Annotated in this window: 21 protein-coding genes, 2 tRNA genes and 1 other RNA gene; 7 read left to right on the top strand and 17 right to left on the bottom strand. The window is 71.7% G+C overall.

All coding sequences use genetic code 11. The annotated features are described in order from the left end of the window. Positions 1-31: 31 nt before the first annotated feature. The 3 genes from K4G59_RS00585 to K4G59_RS00575 form a co-directional block, all read right to left on the bottom strand. Positions 32-1,120, bottom strand: coding sequence for an alkene reductase (locus K4G59_RS00585; protein ID WP_231248550.1), 1,089 nt, complete (start codon positions 1,118-1,120; stop codon positions 32-34). A 223-nt stretch (positions 1,121-1,343) separates the two neighbouring features. Beyond that, positions 1,344-2,012, bottom strand: a complete 669-nt coding sequence (locus K4G59_RS00580) for a 3-oxoacid CoA-transferase subunit B (protein ID WP_231248549.1) — start codon at positions 2,010-2,012, stop codon at positions 1,344-1,346. A 1-nt stretch (position 2,013) separates the two neighbouring features. Further along, positions 2,014-2,850 (bottom strand): CoA transferase subunit A, encoded by an 837-nt coding sequence (locus K4G59_RS00575; protein WP_231248548.1) that lies wholly within the window; start codon positions 2,848-2,850, stop codon positions 2,014-2,016. Positions 2,851-2,948: 98 nt separating this feature from the next. On the opposite strand from K4G59_RS00575, the gene bagA reads away from it, so the two are divergent. Both bagA and bagB read left to right on the top strand, forming a co-directional pair. After that, entirely contained in the window at positions 2,949-3,989 is a 1,041-nt protein-coding gene (gene bagA / locus K4G59_RS00570; protein WP_231248547.1) for an ATPase BagA, read from the top strand. Beyond that, a complete protein-coding gene (gene bagB, locus K4G59_RS00565; protein WP_231248546.1) occupies positions 3,986-5,143 on the top strand; it encodes an ArsA family ATPase in 1,158 nt (385 codons plus the stop codon). Before bagA ends, bagB begins: the two co-directional genes overlap by 4 nt. Positions 5,144-5,149: 6 nt before the next feature. Here bagB and K4G59_RS00560 read toward each other — a convergent pair whose 3' ends face one another. Further along, positions 5,150-5,437 carry a WhiB family transcriptional regulator gene (locus K4G59_RS00560; protein WP_231248545.1) on the bottom strand — a complete coding sequence of 96 codons (288 nt, stop codon included), beginning with the start codon at positions 5,435-5,437 and terminating at the stop codon, positions 5,150-5,152. A 193-nt stretch (positions 5,438-5,630) separates the two neighbouring features. Between K4G59_RS00560 and K4G59_RS00555 the strand changes: the two genes are divergently transcribed. Continuing rightward, positions 5,631-8,027, top strand: coding sequence for a penicillin-binding protein (locus K4G59_RS00555; protein ID WP_231248544.1), 2,397 nt, complete (start codon positions 5,631-5,633; stop codon positions 8,025-8,027). Positions 8,028-8,051: 24 nt separating this feature from the next. On the opposite strand, the gene K4G59_RS00550 is transcribed toward K4G59_RS00555, so the two are convergent. Continuing rightward, positions 8,052-8,510, bottom strand: a complete 459-nt coding sequence (locus tag K4G59_RS00550; protein WP_231248543.1) for a GatB/YqeY domain-containing protein — start codon at positions 8,508-8,510, stop codon at positions 8,052-8,054. A gap of 26 nt (positions 8,511-8,536) precedes the next feature. Between K4G59_RS00550 and K4G59_RS00545 the strand changes: the two genes are divergently transcribed. Both K4G59_RS00545 and K4G59_RS00540 read left to right on the top strand, forming a co-directional pair. After that, a complete protein-coding gene (locus tag K4G59_RS00545; RefSeq protein ID WP_231248542.1) occupies positions 8,537-9,451 on the top strand; it encodes a metallophosphoesterase in 915 nt (304 codons plus the stop codon). A 119-nt stretch (positions 9,452-9,570) separates the two neighbouring features. After that, positions 9,571-9,644, top strand: a tRNA-Pro gene (locus tag K4G59_RS00540). A 56-nt stretch (positions 9,645-9,700) separates the two neighbouring features. On the opposite strand, the gene K4G59_RS00535 is transcribed toward K4G59_RS00540, so the two are convergent. From K4G59_RS00535 to K4G59_RS00525, 3 genes are read right to left on the bottom strand one after another with little or no spacing between them, the layout of a single operon-like run. Next, on the bottom strand, positions 9,701-10,699 hold the full coding sequence (locus K4G59_RS00535) for a hypothetical protein (protein WP_231248541.1): 999 nt from the start codon (positions 10,697-10,699) through the stop codon (positions 9,701-9,703). Further along, positions 10,699-11,400, bottom strand: a complete 702-nt coding sequence (locus tag K4G59_RS00530; RefSeq protein ID WP_231248540.1) for a class F sortase — start codon at positions 11,398-11,400, stop codon at positions 10,699-10,701. The genes K4G59_RS00535 and K4G59_RS00530 overlap by 1 nt, the downstream gene beginning before the upstream one ends. Next, positions 11,397-12,284 carry a DUF4397 domain-containing protein gene (locus tag K4G59_RS00525; protein ID WP_231248539.1) on the bottom strand — a complete coding sequence of 296 codons (888 nt, stop codon included), beginning with the start codon at positions 12,282-12,284 and terminating at the stop codon, positions 11,397-11,399. Before K4G59_RS00525 ends, K4G59_RS00530 begins: the two co-directional genes overlap by 4 nt. Positions 12,285-12,477: 193 nt before the next feature. Between K4G59_RS00525 and K4G59_RS00520 the strand changes: the two genes are divergently transcribed. Then, positions 12,478-13,074 carry a hypothetical protein gene (locus K4G59_RS00520; RefSeq protein WP_231248538.1) on the top strand — a complete coding sequence of 199 codons (597 nt, stop codon included), beginning with the start codon at positions 12,478-12,480 and terminating at the stop codon, positions 13,072-13,074. A 96-nt stretch (positions 13,075-13,170) separates the two neighbouring features. Here the strand turns inward: K4G59_RS00520 and K4G59_RS00515 are convergent, their stop codons facing one another. The 7 genes from K4G59_RS00515 to ffs all read right to left on the bottom strand — a co-directional run bounded on the left by K4G59_RS00515 (position 13,171) and on the right by ffs (position 19,469). Beyond that, complete coding sequence (locus tag K4G59_RS00515) at positions 13,171-14,220, bottom strand: aspartate-semialdehyde dehydrogenase (RefSeq protein ID WP_231248537.1); 1,050 nt, start codon at positions 14,218-14,220, stop codon at positions 13,171-13,173. After that, positions 14,217-15,500, bottom strand: a complete 1,284-nt coding sequence (locus K4G59_RS00510; RefSeq protein WP_231248536.1) for an aspartate kinase — start codon at positions 15,498-15,500, stop codon at positions 14,217-14,219. Before K4G59_RS00510 ends, K4G59_RS00515 begins: the two co-directional genes overlap by 4 nt. Before the next feature lie 90 nt (positions 15,501-15,590). Then, the gene (locus tag K4G59_RS00505; RefSeq protein WP_231248535.1) at positions 15,591-16,172 is read right to left on the bottom strand and encodes a DUF5063 domain-containing protein; all 582 of its coding nucleotides are present in this window, start codon (positions 16,170-16,172) and stop codon (positions 15,591-15,593) included. Next, positions 16,169-16,765 carry a recombination mediator RecR gene (gene recR, locus K4G59_RS00500; RefSeq protein ID WP_231248534.1) on the bottom strand — a complete coding sequence of 199 codons (597 nt, stop codon included), beginning with the start codon at positions 16,763-16,765 and terminating at the stop codon, positions 16,169-16,171. Before recR ends, K4G59_RS00505 begins: the two co-directional genes overlap by 4 nt. 10 nt (positions 16,766-16,775) lie before the next feature. Beyond that, positions 16,776-17,153 carry a YbaB/EbfC family nucleoid-associated protein gene (locus K4G59_RS00495; RefSeq protein ID WP_231248533.1) on the bottom strand — a complete coding sequence of 126 codons (378 nt, stop codon included), beginning with the start codon at positions 17,151-17,153 and terminating at the stop codon, positions 16,776-16,778. Positions 17,154-17,184: 31 nt separating this feature from the next. Next, on the bottom strand, positions 17,185-19,311 hold the full coding sequence (locus K4G59_RS00490) for a DNA polymerase III subunit gamma and tau (RefSeq protein ID WP_231248532.1): 2,127 nt from the start codon (positions 19,309-19,311) through the stop codon (positions 17,185-17,187). 68 nt (positions 19,312-19,379) lie between these two features. Further along, an RNA gene (gene ffs, locus K4G59_RS00485) (signal recognition particle sRNA small type) lies at positions 19,380-19,469 on the bottom strand. A gap of 118 nt (positions 19,470-19,587) precedes the next feature. Here ffs and K4G59_RS00480 point away from each other — a divergent pair. Continuing rightward, positions 19,588-19,673: transfer RNA gene (locus tag K4G59_RS00480), tRNA-Ser, on the top strand. A 64-nt stretch (positions 19,674-19,737) separates the two neighbouring features. On the opposite strand, the gene K4G59_RS00475 is transcribed toward K4G59_RS00480, so the two are convergent. Then, on the bottom strand, positions 19,738-21,039 hold the full coding sequence (locus K4G59_RS00475; protein WP_231248531.1) for a UDP-N-acetyl glucosamine 2-epimerase: 1,302 nt from the start codon (positions 21,037-21,039) through the stop codon (positions 19,738-19,740). A gap of 48 nt (positions 21,040-21,087) precedes the next feature. After that, entirely contained in the window at positions 21,088-22,155 is a 1,068-nt protein-coding gene (locus tag K4G59_RS00470; protein ID WP_231248530.1) for a sugar phosphate nucleotidyltransferase, read from the bottom strand. Between the last annotated feature and the right edge of the window lie 44 nt (positions 22,156-22,199).

Here is a 22,199-nt window from a genome sequence, read left to right as displayed (position 1 = left end):
GACCGGACGGTTCGGGGGATGACCGCTGGGGTCAGGACGCCTCGCCGAGGGTCGGGTAGTCGGTGTAGCCCTCGGCGCCCCCGCCGTAGAAGGTCTCCTGGACGGGCTCGTTGAGGTCGACGCCCTTGCGCCAGCGCTCGTCGAGGTCCGGGTTGGCCAGGAACGGGCGACCCACCACCACGGCGTCGGCCAGGCCGGTCGCGAGGAGCTTCTCCACCGAGTCGAGGGTGGTGACGTCACCGAAGCCGTCGTTGAGGAGCACGACGCCGTCGAAGCGCTCGCGCAGGTCGCGGACCAGCGCCTCGAGGGGCTCCAGCGGGCTGGCGAGCAGGCTCAGGTAGGCCAGGCCGAGGGACGAGACCCCGTCGACCACGGCGCGGTACGTCGAGGTGAGGTCGGGGCCGAGCTCCTCGCCCACGCCGTTGAACGCGTGGCCGGGGCTGAGCCGCAGGCCCACCCGGTCGGCGCCGATCGCCTCGGCAACGGCGGCGACGACCTCGACCACGAAGCGGGCGCGGTTCTCCGGCGAGCCGCCGTAGACGTCGTCGCGCAGGTTGATCGTCGGGTCGAGGAACTGGTGCAGCAGGTAGCCGTTGGCGGCGTGGACCTCGACACCGTCGAGCCCGGCCGCGACGGCGTTGCGCGCTGCGGTGACGAAGTCGGCGACCAGGCCGGCGATCTCGTCGGTCTCCGGAGCGCGCGGCACGTCGTGGGCCTTCGGGCCCTCGGCGGTGATCATCTCGCCCGGCGCCTGCACGGCGCTCGGGGCGACCGTCTCCACGCCGTCCTTGTTGTCGGCGTGGGCGATGCGACCGGCGTGCATGAGCTGCGCGACGACGACGCCGTCCTTGGCGTGCACGGCGTCGGCCACCAGGCGCCAGCCCTCGACCTGCTCGTCGGTGTAGAGGCCCGGCACGTTGAGGTAGCCCTGGCCCACCTGGCTCGGCGCGGTGCCCTCGGTCACGATGAGTCCGGCCCCGGCGCGCTGGGCGTAGTACTCGGCGTTGAGGGCGGTCGGGGCGTGACCGGCACCGGCGCGGTTGCGCGTCAGCGGCGCCATCACGAAGCGCTGAGGGAGCTGCCAGCGGCCGACGGTGAGGGTCTCGAATGCACGGGACATGGGGGTGCTGCCTCCAAGAAGTTGAGGACTGTACGACCGTCCTCAGCGACCCCGGAGCCGTCGTTGTTCCCCGATGAGCCCCGACGAGAGATGGCTCACAGGGCACCCCGTCGATCCGGGTAGTCCACCGGGACGTGGTTGCTCGCGACCCCCAAGAACGACCAGATCCCGGTGGACTACCCCGGCCCCACGACCAGATCCCGGTGGACTACCGCGGCCCGGCTCAGGACAGCTCGGGGCCCGTCTTCTCCCGCACCTCGTCCTCGGTGACACCGGGGGCGAGCTCGACGAGCCTGAGCGCGCGGTCGCCGAGGGTGCCCGAGGGCGCCACCTCGCCGGTCACGGGGTCGATCACGTCGATGACCGCGAGGTCGGTGATGATCCGCTGGACCACGCGCTTGCCGGTGTAGGGCAGGTCGCACTCGTCGAGGATCTTCAGCGAGCCGTCCTTGGCGGTGTGCTCCATCAGCACGATCACGCGCTTGGCGCCGTGGACGAGGTCCATCGCGCCGCCCATGCCCTTGACCATCTTGCCGGGGATCATCCAGTTCGCGATGTCACCGTTGACCGAGACCTGCATGGCACCGAGGATCGCGGCGTCGATCTTGCCGCCGCGGATCATCCCGAAGCTCTGCGCGGAGTCGAAGAACGACGCACCCTTGCGCAGCGTCACCGTCTCCTTGCCCGCGTTGATCAGGTCGGGGTCCTCCTCGCCCTCGAAGGGGTACGCCCCCACGCCGAGGATGCCGTTCTCCGACTGGAGCACCAGCTCCACGTCGTCGGCGACGTAGTTGGGCACCAGTGTCGGCAACCCGATCCCGAGGTTGACGTACGACCCGTCCGTCAGCTCCGAGGCGGCACGTGCGGCCATCTCCTCACGACTCCAGCTCATGTCAGCCTCCCAGTCCGTGCGTCGCCGCGTCGTCGACCAGCGCCTCGTCCGCCGAGCCCGCGGAGTCCGGCCGCGGTCGTGTGGTGACCTTCTCGATCCGCTTGTCCGCGGCCTGCTCGGGCGTGAGCGCGACCACGCGCTGGACGTAGACGCCGGGGGTGTGGACGTCGTTGGGGTCGAGCTCACCGGGCTCGACGAGGTGCTCGACCTCGGCGATCGTGGTGCGCCCGCACATCGCGGCCAGCGGGTTGAAGTTGCGCGCGGAGTCGCGGTAGACCAAGTTGCCGTGACGGTCGCCCTTCCAAGCCCGCACGAGCGCGAAGTCGGCCACGATGGCCTCCTCGAGGACGTACTCCTTGTCCCCCTCCGCGGTGGAGAAGACCCGCGTCTCCTTCGGCGGGGACGCCACGATCACGTTGCCCTCGGCGTCGTACTTCCACGGCAGGCCGCCCTCGGCGACCTGGGTGCCGACGCCGGTCGCGGTGTAGAAGCCCGGGATGCCGGAGCCGCCGGCGCGCATCCGCTCCGCGAGCGTGCCCTGCGGGGTCAGCTCGACCTCGAGCTCACCGGAGAGGTACTGCCGGGCGAACTCCTTGTTCTCCCCCACGTAGGAGGAGATCATCCGCCGCAGGCGCTTCGCGAACAGCAGCCGGCCCAGGCCCCACTCGTCGACGCCGCAGTTGTTGGAGACGGCCTCGAGGTCCGAGGTGCCCGCCTCCAGCACGGCATCGATGAGGACCGACGGGATTCCGCACAGTCCGAATCCGCCGACCGCGAGGGTCGCTCCGTCCGGGATGTCGGCGACAGCCTCGGCCGCCGAGCTGACCACTTTGTCCATGCGCGGCACCCTAGCGGCCGTGTGACCGCGGCCACTGTGTGGGCCGGGGCCACACTTTCGCCCCCCGCGTGTGCGCACCCGCGCCCTACGCTGGAGGCGTGAGCGCCCACCCCGACCGGCCCGTCGACTGGCCCCAGGTCCGCCTGCACGTGGTCACCGGCAAGGGCGGCACCGGCAAGTCGACCGTCGCCGCCGCGCTCGCGCTCGCCCTGGCCTCCTCGGGGCGCAACGTCCTACTCTGCGAGGTCGAGGGCCGCCAGGGCATCGCCCGGATGTTCGACGTCGACCCGCTGCCCTACGAGGAGCGCCGCATCGCCAAGGGCGCCCCGGACGCCACGGGACGCGCGGGGCAGGTCAACGCGCTCCACATCGACCCGGAGTCGGCGCTGCTGGAGTACCTCGCGATGTACTACAAGCTCGGGCGCGCAGGGAAGGCGCTCGACCGCTTCGGCGTCATCGACTTCGCCACCACCGTCGCCCCCGGCGTGCGCGACGTCCTGCTCACCGGCAAGGTCTACGAGGCCGTGCAGCGTCCCGCCCGGTCGGAGAGGAAGTCCGGCCGCGGTCGTGACCCGGTCCGGTACGACGCCGTGGTGCTCGACGCCCCGCCCACCGGCCGGATCGGCCAGTTCCTCGGCGTCAACTCCGAGCTCGCCGGCCTGGCCAAGGTCGGCCCCGTCAAGAACCAGGCCGACAACATCATGGAGCTGCTGCGGTCCCCGCGCACCGCCGTGCACCTGGTCACCATCCTCGAGGAGATGCCCGTGCAGGAGACCTCCGACGGGATCGCGGAGCTCCGGGCGGCCGGGCTGCCCGTGGGTGGCGTGGTGGTCAACCTGGTCCGCCCGCAGGCGCTCGGCGCCGGCGCGCTGGCCCGGGTCCGCGAAGGTGGGGTCGACCCCACCGCGATCGCCTCCGAGCTGACCCGCGCGATGGTCGACGTCGACGCCGGCCTGGTGGGCTCGCTGCTCGACGAGGCCCGCGACCACGCCGTACGCCGTCAGCTGGAGGACGAGCAGCGAGCGCTCGTCGCCGCCGAGGGCGTGCCGACCTACGAGCTGCCCCGCATCGCCGGCGGCATCGACCACGGGGCGCTGCTCGAGATGGCGCACCTGCTGCGCGAGCAGGGGATGGCATGAGCACCCCGGCTGTGCGGCAGGCCGACGCGCCGGTGCTGGACGTCGACGCGCTGCTCGACGACCGGAGCACCGAGATCATCGTGTGCTGCGGCTCCGGGGGCGTCGGCAAGACCACGACCTCTGCGGCGCTCGCCCTGCGGGCAGCCGAGCGCGGACGCAAGGTCGTCGTGCTGACCATCGACCCGGCCCGGCGCCTTGCGCAGTCGATGGGCATCGAGCAGCTCGACAACACCCCGCGTCCGGTGGCAGGCGTCGACCCCGCCGGCGGCGGGTCGCTCGACGCGATGATGCTCGACATGAAGCGCACGTTCGACGAGGTGGTGGAGAGCCAGGCGAGCGCCGAGAAGGCGCGCCAGATCCTGGAGAACCCGTTCTACGTCGCGCTCTCGAGCTCGTTCGCGGGCACCCAGGAGTACATGGCGATGGAGAAGCTCGGCCAGCTCCACCGCGATGCGCTCGCCGACCGCACCTACGACCTGATCGTCGTCGACACCCCGCCCTCGCGCTCGGCGCTGGACTTCCTCGACGCGCCGGAGCGGCTCTCGAGCTTCCTCGACGGGCGACTGATCCGGCTGCTCATCGCGCCGGCCCGGGGTCCGGCGCGACTGATGACGGCCGGCTTCTCCGTGGTGACCAACGCGCTCGGCAAGATCCTCGGCGGTCAGATGCTGCGCGACGTCCAGACCTTCGTGACCGCGCTCGACACGCTCTTCGGCAGCTTCCGCCAGCGCGCCGAGCAGACCTTCGCGCTGCTCCAGGCCGACGCGACGGCGTTCGTCGTGGTGGCCGCGCCCGAGCCCGACGCGCTGCGCGAGGCGGCGTACTTCGTGGACCGGCTCACCGACGACCACATGCCGCTGGCCGGCATGGTGGTCAACCGGGCCAGCCCGTCGGCGCGCACGGAGCTGTCCGCGGAGGAGGCGATCACCGCCGCCGACCGGCTGCGTGCCGGCGACTCGTCGTCGCTCACCGCCGGCCTGCTGCAGCTGCACGCCGACCGCGTACGCATCATCGAGCGCGAGCAGCACCTGCGCGAGCGCTTCGTCGCCTCGCACCCCGGCGTGCCGACGGCGGTGGTGCCCGCCATGGCGAGCGACATCCACGACCTCGACGGCCTGCGGGAGATCGGCGAGGCCCTGGCGCACCAGGGCTGAGGCGTCTCAGACGGAGACGGAGGGCGCCTCGACCTTGGTGCGGGCGGTCTCCAGGATGGAGCGCCACGACGAGTCGGGGCGGCGGCGCAGCAGCGCACGACGCTCACGCTCGGTCATCCCGCCCCAGACACCCCACTCGATCTGGTTGTCCAGCGCCTCGGCGAGGCACTCGGTCCGCACGGGGCATCCCGCGCACACCTGCTTCGCCTTGTTCTGCTCGGCTCCGCGCACGAACAGCGCGTCCGGAGTGTCGCTCTTGCATGCAGCGCGTGCTGCCCAGTCCTCGACCCACATAGTCAATCCCCACGGTTCGTGTGAGCCGATCGGCCGCCCCCATAGCGGCCATTCCCGACTCGAGTAGAAAAGTAAACGAATCGCTACCACCACCGGCAGGGCCAGGTGGTTCAAATCGCATAGTCCGATGTGACTATCCGGCTGCGCGGCTGGGATTCCGTCTGGTATGCCCGCTCCCCGTACTCTGGTGCCCATGTCTTCACGCTCACCCTCGTCGTCGGAGCGCTCCACGGGACGCCCTGAGGCCGGTCGCGTCGCCTCCCACCTCGCGGTCATGGGAGCCGTCGCAGTGGTCATGGGTGTCCTCACCGCCTGCCTCGCCATCCCGTTCGCCGGCCTCGTCGGCGTGGCGGCCAAGGACGTCAGCGCCGGAATGGTCGACCTGCCCGAGTCGCTCGAGGCCAAGGACCTGTCGCAGAAGACGCGCATCTACGACGTCAACGGCAACCTGATCGCCTCCCTCTACGACCAGAACCGGATCAACGTCCCGCTGGGCTCGATCTCGCGGCCGATGGTGAAGGCGATCGTGGCGATCGAGGACTACCGCTTCTACGACCACGGCGCCCTCGACCTCAAGGGCACGCTGCGTGCCTTCATCACCAACCAGGCCAACGGCGGCTCGGTGCAGGGCGGCTCGTCGATCACCCAGCAGATGGTGAAGCAGACCCTGCTCTACCAGGCCGAGACCGACGAGGAGCGCGCTGCGGCGACGGAGGAGACCTACGCCCGCAAGGTCCGCGAGCTGCGCTACGCCATCGCCTTCGAGAAGAACCACACCAAGGACTGGATCCTCGAGCGCTACCTCAACATCGCCTACTTCGGCGACGGCGCCTTCGGCGTCCAGGCGGCGGCGCGCCACTTCTTCTCCAAGAACGCCAAGGACCTCAACCTCCTCGAGTCGGCCACGCTCGCCGGCCTGGTGAAGAACCCCGTCGGCTACGACCCGGTCGACAACCCCGAGCGCGCCGAGAGCCGCCGCAACGTCGTGCTCGACCGCCTCGCCCAGCTCGGCGTGCTGACCGAGAAGAAGGCCGAGCGCCTCAAGGGCAAGCCGATCGGCAAGACCCTGAAGATCGAGAACTCCCCCAACGGCTGCCAGCAGTCGCGGGCACCGTTCTTCTGCGACTACGTCGTCAACTGGCTGCTGAAGGACCCCGTGCTGGGCGACACGCCCAAGGAGCGTCGTACGACGCTCAAGAACGGCGGCCTGACGATCAACACCACGATCGACCTCGACATGCAGAAGGCTGCCGACGACTCGGTCGCCTCGCACGTCTACCCGACCGACCAGGCCATCGGTGGCCTGGCGATGGTCGAGCCGGGCACGGGCGACGTCCGTGCGCTCGCGCAGTCGCGCCCGATGGGCAAGGACAAGGCCGCGGGCCAGACCTACCTCAACTACGTCGTGCCGAAGAAGTACGGCGACGCCAACGGCTTCCAGGCGGGCTCGACCTTCAAGGTCTTCGTCCTCGCCTCGGCCATCAACCAGGGCATCCCCCTGAGCACGGTGATCAACGCCCCGGAGGAGATGAACATCCCCGACGAGGAGTTCCAGAACTGCGACGGCCCCTACGCCGGTGATGGCGAGGGCTGGAACGTTTCCAACTCCACCGGCTCGGGTCCCTTCAACCTCTACACCGGCACCCAGCAGTCGGTGAACACGTTCTTCGCCCAGCTCGAGGTGCAGACCGGCATGTGCGAGCCGCTCAAGCTCGCCGCCGACATGGGCGTGAAGGTCCCGCTGGCACAGAAGGTGCCGTCGTGGATCCTCGGCGTCTCCGACAGCAACCCGCTGGAGATGGCCCAGGCGTACGCCACCTTCGCCGCGCGAGGGCTGCACTGCGACCCGCGCCCGGTCACCGAGGTGCGCGACTCCTCTGGCGAGGTGCTCAAGGAGTTCGCCGCGCAGTGCGAGCAGGTGATGCCCGGCGCGACCGCGGACGCGGTCAACGACATCCTGCGGGGCGTGATGGAGCCGGGCGGGTTCGGCCAGAACATCGCGATCGACAAGCCGTCGGCGGGCAAGACCGGCACCAACCAGAACAACATGTCGGTGTGGTTCGCCGGCTACACGCCCACGATCGCGACGGCAGCGATGGTCGCCGGCGCCAACGAGTTCGGCGAGTGGGTGAGCCTCAACGGGCAGGTCGTCGGCGGCAGCCCGATCTACGAGGCCTTCGGCTCGACCGTCGCCGGCCCGATCTGGGGCGACGCCATGTCGGCGATCTCGGCCAAGCTCGCCTACGAGGACTTCCAGGCCCCGCCCGGCGACGAGATCGCCGGCGTGCTGAGCACGGTGCCCGACGTCGCGGGCCAGGGCGTCGAGGCGGCCACTGCGACGCTCGAGTCTGCCGGCTTCAGCGTCGCCGACGGCGGCCAGGTGAACTCCGAGGTCGCCGCGGGCTCCGTCGCCTCCACCTCTCCTTCGGGCGGTACGTCGCTGAGCAGCGGCGACACGGTGACCCTCTACACCTCGACGGGCTACGTCCCGCCGCCTCCGTCGAACGACGCCGGCAACGGCAACGGCAACGGCGGCCGCGGCAACGGCAACGGCAACAACGGGCAGGGCAGGGGCGGCGGGCGCCGCTGACCCCGGCCCGGCGCGGGGCGAGCCTCAGCCCAGCTGCCTGCGCACCTCGGCGGCGACGGCGCCGCCGTCGGCACGCCCCTTCACCTGCGGCGTGACGACGCCCATCACCTTGCCCATGGCGCGCATGCCCTCGCCGGCCGCGCCGGTCTGCTCGACGGCTGCGGTGACGAGCGCGGCGATCTCGGCCTCGGTCAGCGGGGTGGGGAGGTAGCCAGCGATCACCTCGCCCTCGGCGGCCTCCTTGGCCGCCATCTCGTCGCGACCGCCCTCGGCGAAGGCGGTGGCTGCCTCGCGGCGGCGCTTGGCCTCCGACGACAGCACCCCGAGGACGTCCTCGTCGGACAGCTCACGCGCCTCCTTGCCGGCGACCTCGGCGTTGGTGATGGCGGTCAGCACCATCCGCAACGTCGAGGAGCGCAGCTCGTCCCGCGCCTTGATGGCGGTGGTGAGGTCGGCGCGCAGACGGTCCTTCAGAGCACTCATGACGACCATTGTGGCAGCCTTGGCGAATGGCTTTCCTCCCGCTCGTGCGCCGCACCATGACGCTCGGCGCGGTCGCCGGCGCAGGCCTGGCGTCGTACGCCGCCTGGGAGGCCCGGCAGTACACACTGCGGCGCGTCACCGTCCCGCTGCTGCCACCCGGCCACGCGCCGATGAAGGTGCTGCACCTCAGTGACATCCACATGGCGCCCGACCAGCGCGCAAAGCAGGAGTGGCTGCGTGGGCTCGCCGCGCTCGAGCCCGACCTGGTCATCAACACCGGCGACAACCTCGCCCACGACCGGGCGGTGCCGGTGGTCGCGGACGCGCTCGGCGGCCTGCTCGACGTGCCGGGCGCCTACGTCCTGGGCTCCAACGACTACTGGGTCCCCGGCATGCGCAACCCCCTGCTCTACCTCCTGCCCGACACCGGCAAGCGGCACACGTCCGGCCGCCAGCTGCCGTGGCCCGACCTCAAGGACCGCTTCGACTCCGCCGGCTGGGTCGACCTCACCAACGGTTTCGGTGCGCTCGAGGTGGGCGGCACCTCGATCGCCTTCGCCGGCGTCGACGACCCGCACCTGAAGTACGACGACCTGGCCCGGGTCGCCGGTCCCGCCGACCGGGAGGCCGACCTGCGGCTCGCGGTCACCCACGCGCCGTACCTCCGCGTCCTCGACCAGTTCGCCGCCGACGGCTACGACGCGATCATCGCCGGCCACACCCACGGCGGCCAGGTGTGCCTGCCGGGAGGACGTGCGCTCACGACCAACTGCGACATCGAGCCGGCCCGGGCCCGCGGCCTGCACCGCCACCCGGCCGACTCCGCTGCCGGCGACGCCGCCTCCGCCTGGCTGCACGTGTCCGCGGGTCTCGGCACCAACCCCTACGTCCGCTTCCGGGTGGCCTGCCGCCCCGAGGCGACGCTGCTGACGCTGACCTGAGGCTGTCCACGCAAGACCTCCCCCCACCCGTCCCAGCAGGCCGGGGCGATTTCGGAGGGCGTCGACCGCTCCGGTATGCTCGCCCGCGTTGCCCGGACTGGAGTTCTCGGTCCGGGCGGCGGGCTGTGGCGCAGCTTGGTAGCGCGCCTCGTTCGGGACGAGGAGGCCGCAGGTTCAAATCCTGTCAGCCCGACACCCAGACCGCCGGACCTGCACTGCAGGTCCGGCGGTGGGCATTTCGAGGCTGGCCTAGCGGGTGACGGCCAGGTCGAACTGGGCGATCACCGTCACCGGCGCCTCGCCCGCAGCCGACCGGACCTGCCAGGCACCTTCGACGTACGTGCCGCACGACTCCGGGACCGCACGCGCTCCTGGGGCGAGGCAGGCCAGCGTCATGACCCGCCCACCGGGGAACACCTGGGTCCGCGGCAGCGAACGTCCCTCGAGGCCGAGGCCCACCGACGTGACGGTGGCGAGCGCCCGGTCGTCCACCGAGCTGTTGCGCTGGAGCGCGTCGGTGAGCCGGTAGCGGACGTAGAGCAGCTCAGCGGACGGAAGGGACGTCGGCACGTCGATGCGGATGCGCTCCGGGCCCAGGTCCGTGCCGTCGGCGGCGACGACGAGGTCCTCGACCCCCCACGTCCGGTCGGCCAGGACGGGGCTGCTCGGTGGCCGCAGCCGCAGGCGGTCCATCGGCTCCGTGGTCGATATCCAGTGGGTCACCTGCAGGTCGTCCCCGTCGAGGAGCTCCGTCTCGACGTACTCGCTGTCCGGGGCCAGCGCGACCGGCGGGTCGTACGCACGGGTCGTCGGTTCCTCCGCGACTGCCGCGGGCGGATCGACCTCGGCCGCGACCCTCTGCTCTCCCGACCGTGACAGCAGGGCCGCGCCCGCGAGGACCACCATGACGACGAGCAGCCCGGTGAGACCGACGCCGACCACCAGGTGTCGGGCACGCCGTGGCCCAGGCGTCACGGGCGGCAGCTCCTCGACGGGGTCGTCGACAGCAACGGGGGCGGCAACGGCCCCGGCGGTGAAAGCTGCAGGAGGCGGACCCGTCGGTGCGGTCGCCGATCGGTCCGGTGCATTGCGCCTCGAGGCCGCCGCAGTCAGCCGTAGCCGGGGCGTCTCACCCGGCGCACGGCGCGGCGCGCCCGAGGCGAGCCCCAGCGGGGTGAGCGGGGCGAACTCCGGCGGGAGGTCCGGGGTACGCCGGCGGGTCAGGTCGGCGTTGCTGGGGTCTGCCATCACTCGCTCCTCGGGGTGGGCTCGCCCACGGCCGTCGCGGTGACGACTGCGAGGTTCTGGTAGCCGCCCCGGCTCGGGTCGAACGGGCCGGCGCAGGTGACCATCACCAGCCGGTGCGCCCCGGTGGGTGAGTAGACCCACGGGTGGGCGGATAGCGGGCCCTTGGCGAGCAGTCGCAGCGAGCTCACGACGTACTCCTGGCGCAGGGTGTCCGAGGTCAGCACGACCGTCTGGCCCCGGCGCACGCCCAGGAGCTCGGCGTACGGTCCCAGTCCCTTCCGCTCGGAGTCGACATGAGCCGACACGAGCACCGAGCCGAACGGGTCGCCGATGCGCGACCCGCCGCGCCACCAGCCGGCCACGTCGACGTCGGACGGCACGTCGAGCTTGCCGTCCGGGGTCGTCGTCACCGCGACGACCGGCACCACGGTGCCGCTCGGCAGCACGGTTCGCTGCGGAGACTCGGGTGCCACCGAGCCGGTGCGGGGCGCGGTCGCGGCCAGGGCCGGCCGAGGCGCCTGCGCGACCGGCTCCGGGGTCGGCTCGACGACCGGGGCGCCACCGGCGGTGGGAGCGGCACCGCCGCGGACCACCACGAGGGTGACGAGGACGGCGACGACGGTCCCCACGGCCACGCCGGCCGCCAGCCGGCGTACGACTCTCCCCTGCCGGGCCGCGTGCCGTCCGGTCGGCTGGCTCACGACGAGGCGACGACTGCGTGGCGCCTGCGGCTCCAGCCGTACGCCCCCGCGCCGAGCGTGACGAGCGCCGCCAGCAGTGCGGTCATCGCAGTCCAGCGGGACGTCCCGGGTGCCACCTCGATGGCGCCGGAACCGGCGAACGCGGACACCTCGATGCCCGCCGCGAGGCCGGCGCTGCCCGCGTCGATCGACGTGGGCGCGTCGCCGCCGCTCGACGCGAGCGGGATGCTGTGCGTGATGACGTCCATCGACGCGTCCCGGGCGTTGCCGACGGCGTAGACCATCGTGGCCGAGGCACGTGCGAGACTCACGTCCAGCGGCCCGAGGATGGGCCGGGTGGTGAGACCCGACGGCACCAGCTCGGCGACGTGCGCGCCCTCGGCGACGTCCGCGGTGGCGAACTCCCCGTTGGCGATGTTGCGGAAGACCACGGTCCCGTCGAGGCGGACGTCGGCGGGTGCGACCGAGGCCGTGTGGGCGATCAGCACGCGCGCCTTGCCCGCTGCGATGGGATCCGTCGGGGTCGCGTAGAGCGTGGCGAGCGGCTGGCCGCCGACCTGCGCGGGGCGGTGCACCACGAGGTCCTGGACCGACCCGGCCTCGAGGTCCACCGCGGTGTCGACGACCACGTCGCCGCTCTCGTCGATGAACCTGACCTGGTGTGCGCCCGCCGGGACCGTGAACGGGCCGAGCACCTCGCCGGTCGCGGAGCCCTCGCTCACGACCTCGTCGTCGATCTCGACGTGGAGGCTCTCGTCCGGCACGGCCTGCACGACCATCAGCCGAGCCGTCGCCTCCTGCGGGGCGGCCTGCGCCACACCCGCGAGGGACGACAGGCCCAGGGCCAACGAACCCACCAGCGACAACCACGCGATTCTCTTCATGCCGTGCTCCTGCTCCTCGGGCGCGCCCCTGCGCGTCTCTGGCGATGCTTCGCGCAGGGCCACGGCCCGGATTGCGGATCAGCGCCAGGCAACTCTCCTGTGGCTGCTCCGTGGGTCACCGTTGACCTCTCGTTGTCACCCGGAGCCACTGTGGACTAGACCTCCGGCCCCGCGCGGATGGCACACTGCCTCCATGGCTGACCCGGGCGAACCCGACGACGGACCCTCTCTGGAGATGCCCGCCTTCTCGCTGCGGCGGAGGAAGCCCGCGTCCGAGCGTGCGGAGCCGCCGACTGCCACCCCCGCAGTCGAGGCCGAGCCCGGGCCGGACCGGGCGGACGAGCCGGTACGCCGTCGCGAGCCGCGCCGGCTCCCACCCGTGGCACTGACCGGCCTGCCCGCCGCGGCCGTGACCGGCGTCGTCGTCGGCGTTCTGGCGGTTCTCCTCGCCTGGCTGGCCGGCGCCGGCTGCAGCGCCGTACGCGGGACGTCGTCGTGCGGCGGCGCGACCGGTCTGCCGCTCCTGCTCGCCGGCCTGGTCCTGCTCGCGTGGGCGGGCAGCCTCCTGCTGCGCGCCCTCGGGGTCGCCGACGCCAGGTCCACGAGCGTCCTGGCCGTCGGGATCATGGCCGTTCTCGTGATGGTCTTCCTGCTCGGCTCGCTCGACGAGTGGTGGGCGCTGGTCGCCGTGCCGCTGGCGGCCGCCGTCGGCTACGGCGCCTCGTGGTGGGTGACCTCGTCGGTCGTCGGCGACAACGGCGAGGCACCTGTGCCCCGCGACGTGCGCTGACGGAGGGGTTGTCAGGCCCTCCCGCACGTTGTCAGGCCATGCAGAGGCCGACAACCTCGGGGATCCCCGGCCGGCCGGGGATCCCGAAGGAGCGCATCACCGAGCGGCGGCGATCAGCTCCGCGATCTGCACGGTGTTGAGGGCAGCGCCCTTGCGCAGGTTGTCGTTGCTGATGAAGAGCGCGAGGCCGCGGTCGTCCGGGACGCCCGGGTCCTGCCGCAGCCGTCCGACGTAGGACGGGTCCCTGCCGGCAGCCTTGAGCGGGGTCGGCACCTCGTCGAGCTCGACACCCTCGGCCGAGGCCAGGATCTCGCGGGCACGGGCCGGGGTCATGGGCTGCGCGAACTCCGCGTTGACCGCGAGCGAGTGTCCGGTGAAGACCGGCACCCGCACGCAGATGCCGGAGACCAGCAGGTCGGGCAGGTCGAGGATCTTGCGCGACTCGTTGCGGAGCTTCTGCTCCTCGTCGGTCTCGTTGAGGCCGTCGTCGACGATCGATCCGGCCATCGGCAGCACGTTGTAGGCGATCGGCTCCACGTACTTCACCGGCTCCGGGAACGCGACCGCCGAGCCGTCGTACGCCAGCTCGCGGGCCTTCTCGCCCGCCTCGGCCACGCCGCGGGCGAGCTCGTCGACGCCGGCGACGCCCGAGCCGGAGACGGCCTGGTAGGTCGAGACGATGAGCCGCTCCAGCCCTGCCTCGTCGTGCAGCGGCTTGAGGACCGGCATCGCGGCCATCGTGGTGCAGTTGGGGTTGGCGACGATGCCGCGGCCGGCCTCGACGACGCCGGACATCGCGCCCGGGTTGACCTCGGCGACGACCAGCGGGATCGCCGGGTCCTTGCGGAAGGCGCTGGAGTTGTCGATGACGATCACGCCGGCGTCGACGAACTTCTGGGCGAGCGCGCGCGACGTCGTGGCGCCGGCGGAGAAGAGGGCGATGTCGAGACCTGCGGGGTCGGCGGTCTCCGCGTCCTCCACGGTGATCTCGCGGTCGCCGAAGGGCAGCACCGTGCCCGCCGAGCGGGAGGAGGCGAAGAAGCGGACCTGGTCGGCGGGGAAGCCCCGCTCAAGCAGGATCTGGCGCATCGCGACGCCCACCTGCCCGGTGGCGCCGACGATGCCGAGGTTGACGCGTGCGCTCATCGGCCGGTGCCTCCGTAGACCACGGCCTCGACCTCGTCGGCGTCGAGGTCGAACGCGGTGTGGGTCGCGCGTACGGCGTCGCCGACGGAGCTCTCGTCGACGATCACCGAGATGCGGATCTCGGAGGTGGAGATCATGCCGATGTTGACGCCGGCGGACGCGAGCGCGCCGAAGAACTTCGAGGTGATGCCGGGGTGCGAGCGCATGCCCGCGCCGATCAGCGAGACCTTGCCGATCTTGTCGTCGTAGAGGAGCTTGTCGTAGCCGACCTCGGCCTGGATGCGCGCCAGCGCGGTCATCGCGGTCTGCCCGTCGGTGCGCGGCAGCGTGAAGGAAATGTCGGTGAGGCTCGTCGCGGCGGCCGAGATGTTCTGCACGATCATGTCGAGGTTGATCTGGGCGTCGGCCAGCGCCTCGAAGATGCGGGCGGCCTCGCCGACCTTGTCGGGGACGCCGACGACGGTGATCTTCGCCTCGCTGACGTCGTGGGCGACTCCGGCGATGATGGGCTGTTCCATGGTCTCTTCCTCGGGTCCGTCGAGACCGGGGTCGCTCATGACCCAGGTTCCCTGAAGCTGGCTGAACGACGAGCGCACGTGGATCGGGATGCCGTAGCGGCGGCCGTACTCCACGCAGCGCAGGTGCAGGATCTTCGAGCCGCACGCGGCCAGCTCGAGCATCTCCTCGTAGGAGACCCCTGCGAGCTTGCGCGCGGTGGGGACGATGCGCGGGTCGGCGGTGAAGACGCCGTCGACGTCGGTGTAGATCTCGCAGACGTCGGCCTCGAGTGCGGCGGCCAGCGCGACGGCGGTGGTGTCGGTGCCACCGCGCCCCAGGGTGGTGATCTCCTTGGTGTCCGCGGAGACGCCCTGGAAGCCGGCCACGATGACGATGTGGCCCTCGCCGATGGCCTGGGTGATGCGCCCCGGCGTCACGTCGATGATCTTGGCCTTGCCGTGCACCGAGTCGGTGATCACGCCCGCCTGCGACCCGGTGAAGGAGCGCGCGGTGTAGCCGAGGTCGCTGATCGCCATCGCGACCAGCGCCATCGAGATGCGCTCACCGGCGGTCAGGAGCATGTCCATCTCGCGCGCGGGCGGCAGCGGCGAGACGCCGTTGGCCAGGTCGAGGAGGTCGTCGGTCGTGTCGCCCATGGCGGACACGGCGACGACGACGTCGTGGCCGGACTTCTTGACGTCCACGATACGCCGCGCGACGCGCTTGATGGCGTCGGCGTCGGCGAGCGAGGAGCCGCCGTACTTCTGCACGACAATGCCCACGGTTGGTCCTCGGGATCGGGGTGCGGCCGTCAGCGGCCGCCTTCGACTGACGAGCCCGTCGGCGTCGTTGCCGGCAGGCCGTGCCCGATTCTACGGCTGCTCGGCCGGGTCGACCTCCAGCATCTCATCGGCGACCGCGACCGCGGCCGCGTTGGCGACGAAGTCGGTGTCGAAGCGGTCGTGGGCCACGACCGTGAGCAGCGCGTTCAGCGCGGCACCGGCGAGGTTGCCCCAGTTGTTGACGTAGGAGAACTGCCACCACCACAGCGCCTCCTCGACGTTGCCGGCGCGGAAGTGACGCAGGCCGTTCTCGAGGTCGATCGCGATCGAGGCGAGGTCGTCGGACAGACGGCTCTCGACCACCTCGGGGACATAGGGGTCGAAGACGAAGGTGTAGGAGTCGATGCCCTCGAGCATGTCGGCCAGGCGCAGCCGGAGCTCGTCGATGTCGGCCTCCGGGCCCACGTCGGGCTGGAACTCCTCGCGCGGGGCGAAGTCGGTCTGCGCACCCAGGCGGGCACCCGCGAGCAGCACCTGGCTGATCTCGAGCAGCAGCAGCGACACGGCCTCCGAGCCGTTGCCCTCGCGGGCGATCTCGCGCAGGGCGAGCAGGAAGCTGGTCACCGAGTCGGCGATCTGCTCCTCGAACCTGATCTGGTCGGCGTCGGTCATTGTGCTGATCTCCTTCCGGCGAATGCGCGGCCGAGCGTGACCTCGTCGGCGTACTCGAGGTCACCGCCCACCGGCAGTCCACTCGCCAAGCGGGTGACGCGCAAGCCCATCGGCAGGAGCAGGCGCGTGAGGTAGGTCGCGGTGGCCTCGCCCTCGAGGTTGGGGTCGGTGGCGAGGATGACCTCGGTGACCGTGCCATCGGCCAGTCGGGGCATGAGCTCCTTGACGTGGAGCTGGTCGGGTCCGATGCCGTCGATCGGCGAGATCGCCCCGCCGAGCACGTGGTAGCGGCCGCGGAACTCGCGGGTGCGCTCGATGGCGACGACGTCCTTGTACTCCTCCACCACGCACAGCACGCTCGGGTCGCGCCGCTCGTCGCGACAGATCCGGCACTGCTCGTCCTCGCTGACGTTGAAGCAGACCGAGCAGAACTTCACCCGCGCCTTGACCTCGATCAGCACGTCGGCGAGACGGCGTACGTCGACGGGCTCGGCCTGCAGCAGGTGGAAGGCGATCCGTTGCGCGCTCTTGGGACCGACGCCGGGCAGTCGGCCCAGCTCGTCGATCAGGTCCTGGACGACGCCCTCGTACAAATGAAGCCCCTCAGCCCAGGCCGGGGAGGCCGAGGCCGCCGGCCCCGCCGCCGAGACCGTCGGTGAGCGGGCCCATCGACTCGCTCGCCAGGGCCTCGGACTTGGCCCGGGCGTCACGGTAGGCCGCGACGATCAGGTCGGAGAGGTCCGAGAGGTCGTCGGGGTCGTTGCCGTCGAACTCCCCGGTGCGGATCGTGACGCCCACCAGCTCGCCGACGCCGTTGACCGTGACCGAGACAGCGCCGCCGGCGACGGTGCCGTCGACGGTCTGGCGGGCGAGGTTGGCCTGCGCCTCCTCGAGCTGCTGCTGCATCTGCTGGGCCTGCTGGAGCAGGGCGTTCATGTCGAAGCCGCCGCCGCCGAGGGCGTCGAAGGGGTTCTGGGTCATCGGGTCTCCCGCGTCGTGGATGGGACGTGCATCAGTCGTTACGGATCTCTTCGATCAGCCGCGCGCCGAGCGTCTGGCTCAGCAGGGACTCGGTGTCGAGCGCGGCCGACTCGGCGTCCGGGTCGTCGGGGTCGACGTCGTCGTCGGCCGACCGGACGGGCTCGGACGCCTCGGGAGTGCCTCCTGCACGGGCAGCCTCCAGCGCCTCGCGGGCCGGGGCTGCGGACACGACGGGCGCCGGAGCCGGAGCCGGTGCGTCGGGCGCGGCGGACTCACCGGTGACCCACGACGGCGGGCCGTCGGGGGCGTCCGCGGCGGGGGCGGGGACAGCGCCGGGCTGCGGAGGCGCGTCGGTGGCCGGCCGGCGCACCACGGGTGCCTCCGCGGCGGCACCGGACTGGTCGACGATGGACTCCACGCGCCAGTCCATGCCGACGACGTCGATCGCGGCCTGGCGCAGGATCTCGTCGCAACCGCCGTTGACGAAGGAGTCGCGCGCGCCGGAGTTGGCGAAGCCCACGGTCAGGCGGGTGCCGTCGACGTCGACGACGTGGGCGTGCTGCGAGAGCACCATCCACGCCAGGCGGCGACGGTTCTTGGTCTGCTCGAGGATGTCGGGCCACAGGCGGCGTACGTCGACGAGGCTGAGACCGCCGCGCGGTCCTGCCGGCTGCTCGGCCACCGGCGTGCCCGGGGCGGCCGGCGTCGTCGGCTCCGGCGCGGGCTCGGCCACCGTCGGCGGAGGCTGCGGCGGCTCGGGCAGCGAGGTGGGCATCGGCGGGGGTGGCGCGGGGCCGTCGTCCCGCACCGGGGCCGGGGCCTCCGGCCGCGACGGCGCCTCGGCAGCAGGAGCGGTCGGCACCGGAGGCGGCGGAGCGGGCTCGTCGGCACGCGCGGGGGCGGGGGTTGCTGCGGCCGGCGCCGCCTGCGGGGCCGCGGGAGCCGGCGCAGCCGCTGCCCGCGCGGGGGTGGCGGGAGCCGGTGCGCCGGTGACGTCCATGCGGCGCTCCAGGCGCTCCAGGCGCGCCATCACGCCATCGGCGGTGTGGTCGGCGCCCGGCAGCAACACGCGGGCGCAGAGCAGCTCGAGCAGGAGGCGGGGAGCGGTGGCACCGCGCATCTCGGTCAGCCCGGAGGCGACGATGTCGGCGGCGCGACTGAGCTCGATCGCCCCGAAGCGCGCGGCCTGGGCCACCAGCCGCTCCCCCGCGTCCTCGGCGACGTCGATGAGGCCCGTCGCCGGGGCGTCGGGCACGGCCGTGACGATGACCAGGTCGCGCAGGCGGCGCAGCAGGTCCTCGGTGAAGCGGCGCGGGTCCTGGCCGGTCTCGACGACCTTGTCCACGACCGAGAAGACCGCGGCACCGTCGCGGGTGGCGAAGGCCTCGACCACCTCGTCGAGCAGCGAGTCGGGAGTGAAGCCGAGCAGGTCGGTGGCCAGCTTGTGGGTGACCCCGCCCGGACCGGCGCCGCCGAGGAGCTGGTCGAGCACGGACAGCGTGTCGCGCGCGGACCCCGCCCCGGCGCGCACGACGAGGGGGAGGGCGGCCGACTCGATGGTGACCCCCTCCTCACCGGCGAGCTGGGAGAGATAGTCGCTCAGCAGGCGCGGCGGGATCAGCCGGAAGGGGTAGTGGTGGGTGCGCGAGCGGATCGTCGGCAGCACCTTGTCGGGCTCGGTCGTGGCGAAGATGAAGCGCAGGTGCGGCGGTGGCTCCTCGACCAGCTTGAGCAGGGCGTTGAAGCCCTGCGTGGTGACCATGTGGGCCTCGTCGATGATGTAGACCTTGTAGCGGTCGCGCACGGGGGCGAAGAACGCCTTCTCCCGCAGGTCGCGCGCGTCGTCCACACCGCCGTGGGACGCGGCGTCGATCTCGATGACGTCGATCGAGCCGGGTCCGCCGCGGGCCAGGTCCCGGCAGCTGTCGCACTCGCCGCACGGGTCGGAGATCGGCGCCTGCGCGCAGTTGAGCGCGCGGGCCAGGATCCGCGCCGAGGTGGTCTTGCCGCAGCCGCGCGGGCCGGAGAAGAGGTAGGCGTGGTTGACCCGGTTGGCAGCCAGCGCGGCCCGCAACGGCTCCGTCACGTGGTCCTGCCCGATGACCTCCTGGAAGGTCTCGGGCCGGTAGCGGCGATAGAGCGCGAGCGGTGACTCCACGTCGTGAACCCTAACCGTGTCCACCCACAGCGACCATGTCCCCGCCCCCTGAGGTGGAGGGGACATGAAGAGGCCCCCCACGCACCCGTCAGAGCTCACTGACCCTTGCTGCCTTCCGGCCCTGGGGGATTGGGCGAGGTGACGCCACGTGGGGGGTTGCCGGGAGTCTAGGCCGAGCGCCACGGGCTGCCCAAACCGAGGGCTCGCAGGGGACTCGGCCGGCGCCGCAGCCGGGCGATTTCACCGCCCACCGAGCCGACCGGTACTCTCCTCGGCGGAGGTATCGCCTAGTGGCCTATGGCGCTCGCTTGGAAAGCGGGTTGGGTTAATAGCCCTCGGGGGTTCGAATCCCCCTACCTCCGCTGACACGAGGCCCCGCACCGATCACGGTGCGGGGCCTCGTCGTTCGTCGGTGGCGTACGCCGCTCAGCGCAGCTGGGCCCGGAGGCCGTAGCGCCACTCCTCGGAGATCAGCAGGCTGCCCTCATCGAGGCGCCGCTCGACCGCGTCGACGAGCATCCGCGAGGCACCCTCGGGGTAGACGCGGTCCCACGACAGCTCGGCACGGTGCTCGAAGACGTTGTGGATGACGCTGGTCATCAGCGCCTTGTCGATGGGCGGGGCGAGGAAGTTGCTGCCGGCCAGGAAGGTCTCGGAGCGGTCGGAGCCGAAGCGCAGGGTCACGCACGGCACCTGGAGCACGTTGGCCTCCTCCACGATCGAGCCGGAGTCGGTCACGATCACCGCGCACATCGACATGGCGGCGACCACGTCGAGGTAGCTGTCCCACACGGGGGTCGAGATCAGCGCTTCGCCGTACCTCGCCTCGAGGTCCTCGAGCCACTGGCGGCGACCGAAGTTGTCGATCGCGGCCTCGGTGCCGAGCAGGCGGATGAAGAGGACGTGGTGTCCCTGCTCGAGCAGCTCCTCCATGGCGTCCATGAGCAGGTTGAAGCGGTCGCGGTTGGTGGTGTTCTCGCGGCGGTGGACGCAGAAGCGGAGGAAGGAGCCGTCGCCCATCTGCGGGAACTTCTGCAGCACCTGGTTCTTGTCGCTGCCCGCCACCGCCTGCGCGAGCGCGTCGACGACCGAGTTGCCGACGACGTCGATGGCGGCCGGCGCGAAGCCCTCGTCGACGAGGAACTCGCGGTTGAGCTCGACCGGCGCGGCGTGCAGGTCTGTGCCGGCGTCGGCGACACGCGTGTTGAACTGCTCGGGTGAGGGCTCGCGGCTGCCCTTGGTCCAGCTGTTGCGGTCGATCGACTGCTCGCGGAACGCCGCCCAGTCCAGGTCGGCGCCCTGGTCGAGCCAGCCCTGCAGCACCTCCGGCTTCGGTGACAGCGTCCGCAGGCCCGCCTCGACGTGGACCAGCGCCTGGCGCTCGCCGAAGGTGGCGAGCGCGCCGGCCATCGCGGTGGTGGTGTCACCGTGCACGTAGGTGATCGGGAAGCCGCCGCGCTCGGCGAAGCCGCGCAGGTAGAGCGCGAGCTTGGCGGTGATCCCGGAGACCAGGTCGTTGACGCCGCCGCGCACCTCGAGGTTCACGTCCTCGCGGACACCGAACTCGTCGAGCATCGACTGCGAGAGGTTGTGGTCGTAGTGCTGGCCGGTGTGGCACAGCACGACGTCGTGCCCGCGGTTGCGCAGCTCGTGGTAGATCGGCGCCTGCTTGATGATGTCGGGCTTGGTGCCGACGACGACGATGTGCTGGCTGTTCTCGTGGGACATGGGTTCCTTCGTGCGAGGGTGAGGGCGCGGCGGGCAGGACGCCCGGTGTCAGAGGAGGTCTTCGCGGGTGCTGGCCGCGAGCAACGAGCGGAGCCGCTCGAGGGTGGGGGTGTCGAGGACCTGGTCCTTGTCCAGGACGTAGACGGCGTCCTCGTGGGTGACGATGATCAGGTTGCTCGCACCCAGCGTCACGACCGGGCGTCCGTCCATGCTCGCCACCAGCACGTTGTCCGCGCCCAGCTGGAGCGCCGGACCGATCGAGGTGACCCGTTGGTCGGCGAGGACGCGTTCGAGGCGGGTCCAGGTGCCGACGTCGGTCCACCCGAGCTGTCGCGGCACGACGAGGCACTCCATCCCGGCCCACAGGAGCGGATAGATCTCGTGCCCGCCGATCGCGGCACCGCGGTAGCCCTGCTGCGAGGGGGTCGCGCGGGCGAAGCGCTCGATCGAGTCGAAGATCAGCGGCAGCGCCGTCCGGTAGGCGTCACACGCCGCCTGCACACGTACGCCGTAGCAGGCGGTGTTCCAGTAGAGCGTCCCGGAGCCGGCGAGCTCGTCGACGGTCTCCTGGTCGGGCTTCTCGTGGAAGGAGTCGATGACCTCGACCGCGCCGTCGCCGCCGCGGGTGTGGATGTAGCCCAGGCTCGGGTCGTAGCGCGTCGGCTCGGCACCCAGCACCACCATCGACGCGGGCGTGGTGGCCAGCTGGGCGAGCATGTCGCGGGAGGCGGCGTTGAAGGCCTCCTCCTCGTTGATCAGGTGGTCCGAGGGCGCGATGAGGGCCGGCGCATTGCCGTAGAGGTGCGAGAGCGTGGCGATGCTGAGGGCGAAGGCGGTCGCCGGGCCGGCGGGATCCTCCTCGAGGATCAGGTTCTCCGGGGGCACCGGGCCGAGGGTGGCGCGCGCGGCGTCGGCGAAGCGTGCGCGGGTCGAGACGTGGATGCGCGAGGGGTCGACCAGCTCGCTCAGCCGCTCGATGGTCCCGGTGAGCAGCGGGCGGTCGCGGACGACCGGCTGGAACTGCTTGGGCCGACGGTCCCGGCTGATCGGCCACAGCCGCGATCCCTGGCCGCCGGCCAGGATGACGGCTACGGGCTCGTCCGAGGTGTCAGTCATGGCTGGATTCCATCACGGTCTCGGGGAGGGTGAGGTCGGAACGG

It is taken from the genome of Nocardioides furvisabuli (assembly GCF_021083185.1).
Taxonomy (GTDB): Bacteria; Actinomycetota; Actinomycetes; order Propionibacteriales; family Nocardioidaceae; genus Nocardioides; species Nocardioides furvisabuli.
This window is presented reverse-complemented; position numbering and strand designations above follow the sequence as displayed.